The organism is Autumnicola patrickiae, assembly GCF_031846525.1.
In the GTDB taxonomy this organism is placed as follows: Bacteria; Bacteroidota; Bacteroidia; order Flavobacteriales; family Flavobacteriaceae; genus Autumnicola; species Autumnicola patrickiae.
The window spans coordinates 18,375-30,975 of record NZ_JAVRHM010000025.1 but is presented as its reverse complement, the minus strand read 5'-3'; the positions used below and the strand labels follow the sequence as shown (position 1 = coordinate 30,975).

Below are 12,601 nucleotides of genomic sequence, written 5' to 3'. Positions count from 1 at the left end.
TTTTGAAGTGATTTACTTATTATATCTTGAGCGTTTTCCTTTTTTGTTTTTTTTGGTTCCGCTTCCTTTTTGATGTTTTTGTACGATTTCATAAGATTCATTTTAGATTTACTTCCCATAGCGCCCTCGCTGTTACCTTTTTTTGTTGCTGATACAGTTTCAATATTTGGAATTGATAAGGACTTATAAAAGGGAGGCACGACCGGTTATGCAGTCCGTTCAACTTCCAAATGTTGGTATTTTGCTGTCAAAAAAAGGGAGGGACAGTGAGGGTGCGGGAGTAGGTCTAAAGGCTTTTGTGAAGTACAAATACATAGGAAGCGGCACCAAATGAATTAATGGAATTCCGATGGAGCGGACTCCGTTCACGATTTCGGATTGGGAATGCAGTGTTCCTTCCCAGAGAATCGGGAAGGGTTAACGGAATGGAAAGGAGAAATTGAGGATGGTGTCCAAGACTTTTTCAGGGAAGCTCTTTGCCTGAAATGTAGCTTTTCGCGAAATGGAGGGGAATGTGCTGAATAAGTTACGTAAAAAGGAAGTTTTTTCACTTTGCAAAAATTGCTACCAAACATTAAAAATGGTGGATCTGTAAAATTTACCTCTTCAACAGTTTCAACAGCCGCACAATTAGGATCAAGTGTGTATTCGGCTACTAAAGGAGCAATTAACAAAATTGCCCAAATTGCATAAAACGAGTTGGTGGAAAAAAAGATTAGGATAAATATTGTTAGTCCCGGTCCTATCCAAACCGAATGTCTTGACAACGTGGTGCCTACTGAAGAAGCAAAAGATTATGGCTTGGGTAAAAGCTTTAAATAGATTAGGGAATCCTGATGAAGTTGCAAATGCGGTGTTATTCCTGCCTTCTGATGAGGCAAGTTTTAATATGGGAACTGAGTTATTAGTTGACGGTGAGTACACAACGTATGCACGAAAATAAATTTTGTAATCTGCACAGGCATTAATTGAACCAAATTTCGCCAGTGCATTTTTTTAATTCTTTAAAAAGCCAGCAGGTAAGCTAGAATGAATTCAGGATTTTCATCACCTTTTACGGCTAATTGCTGTTTTGTTATTGAAATCTATCTTTTGTCCTATCACCCACTTCAACCGAAACCTGGACACAAGCAACCGATTTTTGGATAATTTAAAGCCACTAAAATCCCCCATTTTTGTACAATCAATTTAAAAGCACGGAAACGAAAGCAACATTGATAACGGGGCATCAGGCGGGATAGGTGAAGCCATTCCATTAAAACTGGCAGCAAGAAAACATAATTTGATTTTGGTAGGGCGAAACGAAGAGAAACTCAAGGCATTGTCGGAACGGCTATCCAGCCAACATTCCATTTCGGTGGAATATATTGCTGCAGATATATCAAAAGCCGATGCTGCACATGAATTGCAATAGATTAGCCAAAAGGCTAAGGAATTTATACACAAGGTAATCATAAACTACAAGGAATTACCTGGACTTTCCAAACACCTCACACCTAAAACACATTAAAAAATATTTTTCTCAATTTGGCTTTAACTATTCTCGATTAGGCTACATGTGCATTACTTCTAACTCCGAATTTTGCCGTATAAATATAAACATATAAAATTATGCAAGCAAAAGAAACAACGAGCACTAGTAAAGTTGCACTGGTCACAGGAGCTAATCAGGGAATGGGTTTTGAAATAGCAAAAGCGTTAGCTGAGCATGGGTACATCGTATATGTTGCTGCACGAAATATTAAAAAAGGTGAAATTGCCGCAGCTGAAATTGGTCATGGCGCACGTGCTATACAATTGGACATTACGGATAAAGAATCCATCAATGATGTAAAGGGGAAGATTGGAAAAGATTTTGGCTATCTTACTTTATTGGTCAACAATGCGGCCATTTCTCACGCTGGAAACGTCAATCGTACATTGGAAGAAATGAGAGCAGCCCAACGTGCTAGCGTAGCATCCATAGACGAATTACGTACCGTTTGGGAGACAAATGTGTTTGGAACCCTGGCCATAACCCAGGCTCTTTTACCGCTACTCCATAATGCTCCGGCTGCAAGAATTGTGAGCCTCTCAAGTGGCCTTGGATCACTTACATTGAATTCTGATCCCAATTATCCATTTCGGCAGGCATTTGATGTGATTTATGCCCCATCAAAAACAGCTTTGAATGCGGTAATGCTATCTTTAGCGATAGAATTGGAAAATACCAACATAAAAGTAAATCTGGTAAGTCCTGGGTTTGCCTCAACCGAACTTACCAACTTCCAGGGAACACATACTCCTAAAGAGGCAGCAGAAGAACCTATTCGCATTGCCTTAGAGGAAGATGGTCCTTCAGGAGCTTTCACAACTGCTACCAATATCACAGTTCCCTGGTAATAAAATTTAAAAAAGCAAAACTGGAAATCGCACCATGTTTTGCTTTTTCTTAAATTTAAAGATGAAAAAGCAAAAAGAAAATCCTAAACGTTTTCGCTCTATATCGGAAATACATCAGGCTTTTGGGATGCCCCAACCGCGACACCCTTTGATCAGTTTAACGCATTTTAATGAAAGTAATCTATTTAATCCTCAAAAAATCCCAGTTTATGATGTAATGGATTTTTATAAAATAGCCTTTACAACTGAAAATTGTGGCAGAATGAAATATGGGCAAAATTATTATGATTTTAAGGACGGCAGTATGCTATTTATAGCACCCAATCAATTGATTGGAAGCTCGGAATACAGCGATGAAAGTTCTTCTTATATTCTGCTTATGCACCCTGATTTTTTATTGGGTTATCCTTTGGCTAAAAAGATAAAGCAATATGGTTACTTTTCCTATTCTGTAAACGAAGCTTTGCACTTGTCCAACAATGAAAAGCAAGTTATCCTTTCGGTTTACGAAATAATAGAACAGGAGTTAAACAGCAGGTTAGATGAATTTAGCCAGGAGGTACTGATTGCTCAAATTGAACTACTTTTGAGTTATGCCAACCGGTTTTACAAACGCCAGTTTATAACAAGAAAAGCTGTAAATGATGATTTATTGCAAAAGACGGAAACTATTTTGGATGAGTATTTCTATCATCAGCAAACATTAAAACACGGTATTCCAACCGTCCAATTCCTTTCAGAACAATTAAACCTGTCGCCCGGCTATTTAAGCGACATGCTACGTTCGCTCATAGGGCAAAGTGCACAAAATATCATCCACAAAAAGCTAATAGAAAAGGCTAAAGAAAAGCTTTCTACCACTACTTTAACAGTGAGTGAAATTGCGTATGAGTTAGGGTTTGAACATCCTCAATCATTCAGCAAACTGTTTAAAAAGAAAACGACGATACCCCCTCTGGAATTTAGAAAATCATTTAACTGATTTTCTAAAAATGAGACGAGTTACATTTAATCCAGTATTTTTTAATGGTTAAAACGTTTCGCATCGTGAGATGTCTTTGCAACTCATACTGGAATGGTAATTATCTGGTACAGCAACTTTTGTAGCCCGATTTTTTAATGTTATGTCGTCAATATTTTTCAAGAATCTTTCTGCTCCATAAAGTTGTTGAATTGAATCGTCCACAGCCTTTTTAACCCACCTTGAGTATTGGATACTTTTATCTTTGTGGCTAGATACTTTAATATCTTTAACAGAAATCAAAAAGATCGTGTTACCGCATACAACGAGCACATCACATACCTCTTTGTTTTTCTTGCCTAAAGGATTGGAAAAACTCCAATATGGTAAAAAAGATTTTTTACATAAATCTGCTACCTATTTTTCTGAAGGTGTCATTATATCTTAATTAATCCTTTTCCTGATGTTTTTAGTTTAGCTATATAGGCATCTGCTTTATGAAGGTTTAGAATATAATTTGGATAGCCTGATAGTTTCATAATTCGCTCAACGGGATATTGAGACTAATTGTGGTACAATTTAGGCTATGAATTTCAGCCAACTAATAAATTATAATATTAAATAAATTCATTTGGTATTAATAATGAGATGTTCTTGAGAATAGAGATATTCTGTACTTATTCTGTACTTATTCTGTACTATGTGGAATAAAAAAAGGCTTCACATTTCTGTGAAGCCTTGTCTTTGCTAGTAGCGGGAACAGGACTCGAACCTGTGACCTTCGGGTTATGAGCCCGACGAGCTACCTACTGCTCTATCCCGCGATATGTCATTCCAATATTTTCTTAAGCTTCGGGTTATAATCCCGATGAGCGAATTTTCTGCTGAGTTTGCCGAAGCGTACTACGCTATCCGCGATATTGGATGGCAAATATACAACAGAATTCTACTTTGCCAAAATAAAAAAGAAAAATTTATTGAGAAATCCACGCCAGCGCATTCAGTCTATCTTTATTAGAAAAATGAGCTATATCTGTAGGTAATAATGCATCTTTAATAATCATGGAGTTTTTGATCCAGTCCAGATCTGTTACAACAGCCACTTTGCTGAATTTCTCGGTATTATTAAAATTGAACATCATTTGATTTAGAAAAGCCTTAAATGTGACCTCGTTACCACTGCGTATTTCAAAAAACAGATGAATCTCATCATGAGCATCTATTTTTTCTAATATTAAAGTCTGCACCTTATTGATAAGCTCTACATTTAAATCGGATTCTATTAAAATTCCCACTACGTTATCTGCCAATTCAAAACGTGAAACCATATTACCTACAGAATTAATTATACTAATTTTATCCTATTTAAGAAGCGGAACTAATAGTTTAGAAAAACTTTTTACTGCTCTATATTCTGAATTTCAAATTCCTGCAATTCATTCTCCTCAAATCCTACAAGAAACTCGATGGGATTACAGCAAACCTCACAATCTTCTATATATACCTGTCTTTTTACTGATGGATCCAGTAAAACCGATATTTCTTCCCAACAATAGGGACATTGAAAGTAATGTTCGTACATATTTCTTTACAATTCCACGTTCAATAACTGCCCCGCTAGTTGCAGTAATTGCAATTCTGCCAGCTTGGCATCATATTTAGCCAGATGAAGGCTCGTTCTCGCATTAAGAAGATTTATTTGAGCCTGCCGAAACTCTATTGATGTAATTTGACCCAGACTGAATTCTTCCCGGGAACGCTCAAAATTATCCAGGTTCGTGGAGACATTCTGCTCCTGAATTCTATAAATATAAAATTTATTTTCGAAATTATTTAAAGCATTGGCAATATCCCGTTTTACTTCCAGGGCTATTTGTTCCCTAAGTAATTCCTGATTAGTATAATTAATTTTAGCATTTTGTACCTGCACAGCAGTCTGGCCACCATCAAAAATATCCCAGTTTAAACTAACCCCCGCAGAGAGACCATCTGTAATAGTAGTTGATCCAGGAAAGAAAGCAGTTGCTGCACTACGGTTTTGATTCCAACCATAGGATCCGTTCAAGCCTATAGAAGGCAGATATCTGGATCTACTAATTTTGATATCATATTCACTTATAGTAATATTCCTTTCAATTTGAAGTAGGGAAACATTGTTTGCTTCGGCAGTGCTCAGGAAACTCTCCACTTGTAATTCAGGAAGAAAATTTACTGTAGTATCTACGGCAAAATCAATTGCAGAAATCTCCCTGTTCAACAGCACATTTAAATCTCTCTTTGAGTTAGCTAGCTGCTGTCTTGTATCAATAAGTATTACACTATCATTATTCACATCTACTCTCGCATTAAGTACGGCAAGATTATTACTTTGTCCATAATCAAACTGATATTCGGCACGCAGCTCCCTTTCTTTCGAAACCTCCAGAGTTTCTTCCAGAACCTGAATATTTTCTGTTAACCGGGCTATTTCATAGTAAATACTTAAAAGCTGAAGCATCGTGTTCTCTATGGTTTCCCGTGCTTCCAGTTGAGACAAATTATATTGCTCCTTCAGACTTTTGAAGTTATAAAACCTGCCAAGACCATCAAAAAGCGTATAATTAACGTTTACAGCAGCGTTATAACTGTTATTTTCAATTCCTCTCTGCTCCAGAACCTCCCCGTTCTCTGGCTCAGTAATCCTATTGTTAAGATCATAATTTGCCCCGGCAACTCCCGCTAAGGAAGGAAGGTATCCTGAATTAAGAATACTTTGGTTGTTTTCGGCAATTTCAACCTGATTGTTAGCTATTTTAATTCCGTAGTTATTCATTAAAGCACGGGAAATGACTTCCTCCTTTGTTAATACTGAATCCTGAACCTGAGCAGTCATCTGTAGTGAGCAAACAGTAATTAAGAGAAAAATACAGCTACTTATTATCTTCATGCTCAACTTCTTCTTTTTGTTCCTTAATAGAGCGCTCCACATCTTCTGCAGTTGGTTTTTCTCCCGAAGTAAGCCACTTTCCTCCTATCTTAATATTATTACTAATAGACAACAGCAGCGGCAAAAGTAACAGTGTAAGTACCGTAGCAATGGCAATACCATAGGAAATTGAAATAGCCATAGGTTTTAAAAATTGTGCCTGCCGGCTCTTTTCTAATAGCAATGGGGCAAGTCCCGCCACTGTGGTTAAAGACGTTAAAAAGATCGCCCTGAACCTTGCCCGCCCGGCTTCATAAAGTGCATCCTTAAACGCAAGACCTTCCCTCATAAAGCCATTGAACTTACCTATAAGCACCAGCCCGTCGTTTACCATAATTCCCACCAGTGCAATTATCCCCAGCGCAGAAAGGAAATTTATCGGAAAATCATGCAACCAGTGTCCCCAGGCTACTCCTATAACACTAAAAGGTATCATTAGCATTAAGAGTAAAGGCTGACTATAACTTCTGAAGGTAAAAGCAATGGTAGCATATATTAAAAACAATATGATAGGAAGAACTGCTTTAGCCGAATTGGAAAGCTTATCTGCTTCCCGGTTCTGTCCTTCATAAGAAACCGTAAGGCTGGAATATTTGGCTAAAATATCCGGCATTACATTTTGCCTGATATCGGCCAAAATTTCTGTAGAACTTCCATTAGGATCTTCCATATCTGCACTAACACTTATTTCCCGAAGTCCGTCTAAATGGCTTATAGATTCCGTTCCCCTTACAATTTCATAATTGGCAATTTCATCAAAGGGAACCCTATCTCCAGAGGGAGTTACTATGCGCATATCGTCCAGGTCATTTATAGAAGAACGATTCTCACGATTGTATCTTACCCACACTCGTATTTCATCCTGTCCCCGCTGAAAACGTTGTGCCTGGGTGCCAAAAAACCCATTCCTAATCTGCCGCATTACGTTACTAAGGTCAAGACCAAGAGCATAGGCATTATCTTTTAGCCGAACATTAATTTCTTTAATACCTTCAGGATCACTATCAGTAACATCCTTAAGCAGAGGATTATCCTCAAAAATTGCTTTTAAATCTTCTTTGGCTGCCTCCAGTTCCTGCAGATTGTTTCCTAATAAAGAAACAGAAACAGGGGAACCGCCAAAGTTACCACCAGAACCAAAAGTTAAATTTTCGACTCCGTAAACAGGCCCCACTTCTTCTCGAATGGAATTGGTTATTTCGGGAGAACCAAAATCCCTTTCTTCTCCCGGAAGCAAATTCACCTGCAGGGAAGCTTTATTATTTCCCGGGCCAACTCTTTTAATGATATTTTCTATAACATCTTTATCGCCCGATTGTCTTTCAGAATATTCTTTATTCACTCTCCATGCGGCAGCTTCCACCATAGAAATAATAGAATCTGTACGTGCAGGATTTACTCCTTCAGGCATTAACAAACTAATATTTACCTGGTCGCTGGCAATACTGGGGAAAAGAGTGACGCGTATCCAACCGCCTCCTATAGAACCAATGGTGAGGATTAAAACAGCCATTAAAATTCCAAAAGATAAAATTTGCTGTCTAAGGACAAAAGCAAGTACCGGGCTGTACATTTTATCTCTTAAGTATTGCATTACCTTGTCTCCTGTGCGGTTAACAACCCGCATCTTTTGGAAAATCCTTCCAATTCCTTTCTTCTTTTTTTCTTTGGTGTTTCTTAAAGCTTTTGAATGTGCAATGTGTGCAGGAAGAATGATAAGCGCCTCTACCAGTGAAACCACCAGCGTAAGGATTACCACTGTAGAAACTTCAGCAAAAAATTCTCCTATCCTGCTATCAAGAAACATAAATGTGGAAAAAGCAAGAATTGTAGTTATAATGGCAGAAAGAATAGAAGGTAAAACTTCCATTGTACCATCCAGCGCAGCCTGAATTGGAGGCTTACCTTTTTCGTATTCCTGATAAATATTTTCTGAAATTACTATCCCATCATCTACAAGAATACCAATCACGATGATCATTCCAAACAAGGAAAGCACGTTTATAGTCACCCCGAAAAATCCTGCAAAAATGAACATTCCCATAAAAGCAACAGGTAATCCAAAAGCCACCCAAAATGCCAGTCGGGTGTTGAGAAAAATGGAAAGAAAGAACAATACAAGAAACATCCCCATTAGGCCGTTTTCCAGTAATAACTGCGTCCTTTGACCCAACGTAATAGAGGAATCGCTAACAACATCCAGCCTTACATTACTGCTACGCTGATTAAAAGCTTCTACATACTCATTCACCTGCTCTGCAGTAGAAAGCAGATCTTCGTTATTGGTGTTACTTACCTGAACATTTACTGCTACATTTCCGTTAAAGAAGGAAACATTTGGAGTTTCTGCAAATTGATCCCTTACTGTAGCTATATCCCCAAGTCTTATAATTTGTCCGGTTGCTGTAGATCGCACAACCATGTCGTTAAGTGCATCTGCATAATAAACACGGCTATTTGCACGGATAAGATAATCCTCTGCATCGGTTTTAATAGTACCGCCTGTAGAAAGTATATTTGCGTTGGCGACTGTTTGGGCCACCTCTTCAAAGGTGAGGTTGTAAGCCAGCAGGTCGTTCTGACTAACTGCAATTTCAATTTCTTCTTCAGGAAAGCCCCAGATTTCAATTTGAGAAACACCATCCATGCGGCGCAGATCGTTCTCTATCTGCTCGCTAATTTCCTTAAGGGTAACCAATGGCACATTATCCCCACTTATAGCGAAACTGATCGTGGACCGCACCCTTTCTTCCTTCGCCACCACAAGTGGTTCCATACCACCGGGAAAATTTGGGACCCTATCTACAGCATTTTTAACCTCGCTAAGCATAACATCAATATTCTCGTTACGCTCGATTTCTACAGTAATAGAACCTCCACTTTCCCTTGCCGTAGATGTAACTCTGTCTATGCCATCCAGACCCTTTAGGTTATCCTCAATTTTAAGGATAATCCCTTCTTCAATTTCTTCGGGAGCAGAACCCGGGTAGTTAATATTAATGTTGATAATCCTGGATTCCTGAAGCGGAAAAAAGGAAGATTTCATATTTAAAACCCCAACAGTTCCAAATATTACAAATGCTAAGATTACAACGTTGACCGCAACCTCATATTTAATGAAATAACTAATTAATTTTCTCAAGCTTTTAGAGATTTGGTCGGGATCATTCTTCTTCTATAGTTACCAACATCCCAGAATACGCTCCCGGAACAGATGCAGATACTAACTTTGCTCCATCTTCCAGTCCTTTTATTACCACAGTATCTTCTGTAAAATAAACAGGATTAACTTCTACAAGCTCCAGCAAACTATCATTAACTACAAAAACCTTAGAACGCTCTACCAGAAGTTCACGTGGTATCTCAATAGCATTTTCTTCCGCATTAGCATCCAGTCTCGCTTCCAGGTACATGCCTTCGCTCACTTCCTCATCCTCCACACGTATAAAGACCTGTATAGTTTGAGTTTCCTGATTTACACGACTGTTAATCCTACTTACTGTTCCTTCAAATGTCTTAGTTTTATCCAGATTACGTAGTTCTACCTTTGCTCCCTCCTGAAGTAAATCACTGAATTTTTTGGCAATTGCCACTTCCAGCTCATATACAGTAGGATCTATAAATTCTCCCAACTTCTGACCTTGCCTGATTAAAGTTCCTCTGTTTACCAGCGCTTCAGTAAGTACTCCGCTAAAAGGAGCAACTATTGTAAATTTCCGAAGCCTTTCTTCAAGATTTTTTATTGTGTAGTAGGAAGATATGATTCCGCGGCCGGTAATAAAATATTTTTCTTTGTCTGTGGTTAACTCTGGCAAAGGCGGAACAGTTTCACGGATATCGAAATCGTTAAGATAGGATTGCCATTTCTCAAAAACTTCAGGATAATCCATTCGAAGATCGGGCATTATAGCTGTTATAGTGTTGTAGAGATCACTTTTTGCTGATTGCACGCTGGCACTAAATTCATTTGAGTCGATATTGAGCAAAATCTGACCCTTATTATATTTTTGTCCGGGCCTGAATTCTTTGCTGCTATTTAAGAGGATCCCCTGCACTTCTGAATATAATTCGAATCTTTGCAGTGCGGTCACACTACCATTAGCAGGTACTACAATGGGTACGGTGCGGTTCCTGACGGTATCAACAAAAACGTTCTTAACTACCTTAGAAACCGGTGGGGTTTCCTGAACATTACTGGCTATTATTGCTTTGGCACCAAAAAATGCTAAAACTATCAGGGCCAGTCCTAATATTGAGAGAATAATTTTACGTGTATCCATAATTTCAACACTTGGACTCAAAAAAACGGATTTAGTTTAATTAAAGCCTATAAACATTTATTAAAAGACTAGTTATACCTATCCAATTCCTGTTGAATCTTCTCCCATTCTTTCATAAACTTTTCGAGTTCTACTTTTTTTGAATTGTATTTATCAAGAAATTCCGGCTGTTCCATGGTCCTTTCATAGTTTGAAGCCAGCGCGACATCCTTTTCTTTTATTTCCTTCTCAAGCTTGGTGATTTGCGCTTCTGCTTTGCTCAACCTGTTGTTGAGAGACTTTAGCTTCTTCTGATCTTCATAAGATTGCTTAGGAGATTCAGCCTCCTCTTTTACAATGGCTTTTTGCTTCTCCCGCTTCTCTACGGCCCGCATATCTTCAAACTGCCGTTGCTCCAGGTAGTAATCGATATCCCCGAGATATTCTTTTACATTCCTGTTCTTAAATTCATAAACCCTGGAAGTTAACCCCTTCAGAAAATCCCGGTCGTGAGAAACAATAATTAGAGTACCTTCAAATTTCTTTAAAGCCTCCTTTAAAACATTTTTGGATTGTATATCGAGGTGGTTGGTAGGCTCATCCATTACCAGCACATTAAATGGCTGCAACATTAATTTACACAACGCGAGCCTGTTACGCTCACCTCCCGAAAGGACTTTCACTTTTTTATCCACTTCATCCCCACGGAATAAAAATGAGCCCAACATATCGCGTACCTTACTTCGGTTTTTCTCATTAGCCGAATCTATCATGACTTCGTGAACCGTCTTCTCACCGTCCAGATAATCTGCCTGATTCTGGGCGAAATAACCCAATTGCACGTTATGGCCCAATTTTAATTCGCCGGTATAAGGTATTTCGTCAATAATCATCTTAGCCAGTGTCGTTTTCCCCTGTCCGTTCTGGCCTACATAAGCAATCTTGCTTCCACGTTCGATGAGTAAATTTACATCTTCAAGAACTTTATTGTCTCCGTAAGCTTTCCCCACGTGCTCTGCTTCCACGACGACCTTTCCAGGCTGAACGGAAACTGGGAAAGTAATGTTCATTACCGCATTATCATCTTCATCTACTTCAATACGTTTTACCTTATCGAGTTTTTTAATAAGCGATTGCGCCATTGAAGCTTTAGAAGCTTTGGCCCGGAACTTATCTATTAGTTTTTCGGTCTGCTCAATTTCTCTCTGCTGATTCTTTTGTGCTGCCAGTTGTTGATCCCGAAGCTCTCCCCTAAGCTCCATAAATTCTGAATAAGGCTTTTTGAAATCATAAATTTGCCCAAGGCTTATTTCGATGGTACGGTTGGTGACATTGTCAAGAAACATTTTATCGTGCGAAACCAGAATTACACAACCGGGATAATTATTTAGAAAAGATTCCAACCAGATAATACTTTCGATATCCAGGTGGTTGGTAGGCTCATCCAAAAGCAAAATATCGTTGCTCTGAAGTAGCAGTTTCGCCAATTCAATCCGCATTCTCCATCCTCCGGAAAAGGTATCAGTAAGTTTTCCGAAGTCCTCACGTTTAAATCCAAGCCCCAGCAGTACCTTTTCAGTTTCCCCTTCGTAGTTATACCCGCCAATTATCTCGTATTGATGCGTTATTTCGCTAAGATCCTGGATAAGCTGTGTATAAGAGTCACTCTCGTAATCTGTTCGCGTTGCTAATTGCTCATTTATGTGATCAATCTGCTTTTCCAGTTTTTTTATTTCTTCAAAAGCCTGCTGTGCTTCCTGAAGCACTGTGCGCCCCTTTACAAAATCTATATCCTGCTTTAAAAACCCAATTCTGAGTTCTTTATCTTTTGCAATACTACCGGTGTCGTACTCCTGTTCTCCGGAAATTATACGAAGCATCGTAGATTTTCCCGCACCGTTCTTCCCGATAAGACCAACACGATCCCCGGCACCTAAACGAAAAGTTATTTCTTCAAAAAGATATTCTCCGTTAAACGAAACGGAAAGATTATGAATGTTAAGCATGAAATTGGATTAATTTTTGCAAAGATGA

At 38.6% G+C, this 12,601-nt stretch carries 10 protein-coding genes, 1 tRNA gene and 1 pseudogene; 4 read left to right on the top strand and 8 right to left on the bottom strand.

Annotated features, from left to right (window positions below; all coding sequences use genetic code 11):
- The first annotated feature begins 796 nt into the window (after nt 1-796).
- From RM549_RS16800 to RM549_RS16790, 4 genes are all read left to right on the top strand, one after another.
- Nucleotides 797-943, top strand: a complete 147-nt coding sequence (locus RM549_RS16800) for an SDR family oxidoreductase (protein ID WP_311686915.1) — start codon at nt 797-799, stop codon at nt 941-943.
- Nucleotides 944-1,213: 270 nt separating this feature from the next.
- Nucleotides 1,214-1,414, top strand: coding sequence for an SDR family NAD(P)-dependent oxidoreductase (locus RM549_RS19550; RefSeq protein ID WP_432264722.1), 201 nt, complete (start codon nt 1,214-1,216; stop codon nt 1,412-1,414).
- Between the two features lie 197 nt (nt 1,415-1,611).
- Nucleotides 1,612-2,382: an SDR family NAD(P)-dependent oxidoreductase gene (locus tag RM549_RS16795; protein ID WP_311686914.1), complete on the top strand. Its 771-nt coding sequence runs from the start codon at nt 1,612-1,614 to the stop codon at nt 2,380-2,382.
- 61 nt (nt 2,383-2,443) lie between these two features.
- The gene (locus RM549_RS16790) at nt 2,444-3,364 is read left to right on the top strand and encodes a helix-turn-helix domain-containing protein (RefSeq protein WP_311686913.1); all 921 of its coding nucleotides are present in this window, start codon (nt 2,444-2,446) and stop codon (nt 3,362-3,364) included.
- A 48-nt stretch (nt 3,365-3,412) separates the two neighbouring features.
- Here the strand turns inward: RM549_RS16790 and RM549_RS16785 are convergent.
- From RM549_RS16785 to RM549_RS16750, 8 genes and pseudogenes are all read right to left on the bottom strand, one after another.
- Nucleotides 3,413-3,685, bottom strand: a pseudogene (locus RM549_RS16785) (nuclease-related domain-containing protein); the annotation flags it as partial.
- Nucleotides 3,686-4,094: 409 nt separating this feature from the next.
- Nucleotides 4,095-4,167: transfer RNA gene (locus tag RM549_RS16780), tRNA-Met, on the bottom strand.
- 150 nt (nt 4,168-4,317) lie between these two features.
- A complete protein-coding gene (locus RM549_RS16775; protein WP_311686912.1) occupies nt 4,318-4,671 on the bottom strand; it encodes a SpoIIAA family protein in 354 nt (117 codons plus the stop codon).
- 71 nt (nt 4,672-4,742) lie between these two features.
- Nucleotides 4,743-4,925 (bottom strand): CPXCG motif-containing cysteine-rich protein, encoded by a 183-nt coding sequence (locus RM549_RS16770; protein ID WP_311686910.1) that lies wholly within the window; start codon nt 4,923-4,925, stop codon nt 4,743-4,745.
- A 6-nt stretch (nt 4,926-4,931) separates the two neighbouring features.
- The gene (locus RM549_RS16765) at nt 4,932-6,269 is read right to left on the bottom strand and encodes a TolC family protein (protein WP_311686908.1); all 1,338 of its coding nucleotides are present in this window, start codon (nt 6,267-6,269) and stop codon (nt 4,932-4,934) included.
- On the bottom strand, nt 6,253-9,450 hold the full coding sequence (locus RM549_RS16760; protein ID WP_311686906.1) for an efflux RND transporter permease subunit: 3,198 nt from the start codon (nt 9,448-9,450) through the stop codon (nt 6,253-6,255). Before RM549_RS16760 ends, RM549_RS16765 begins: the two co-directional genes overlap by 17 nt.
- 22 nt (nt 9,451-9,472) lie before the next feature.
- On the bottom strand, nt 9,473-10,588 hold the full coding sequence (locus RM549_RS16755) for an efflux RND transporter periplasmic adaptor subunit (protein WP_311686904.1): 1,116 nt from the start codon (nt 10,586-10,588) through the stop codon (nt 9,473-9,475).
- Nucleotides 10,589-10,656: 68 nt separating this feature from the next.
- Complete coding sequence (locus tag RM549_RS16750; RefSeq protein WP_311686902.1) at nt 10,657-12,573, bottom strand: ABC-F family ATP-binding cassette domain-containing protein; 1,917 nt, start codon at nt 12,571-12,573, stop codon at nt 10,657-10,659.
- Between the last annotated feature and the right edge of the window lie 28 nt (nt 12,574-12,601).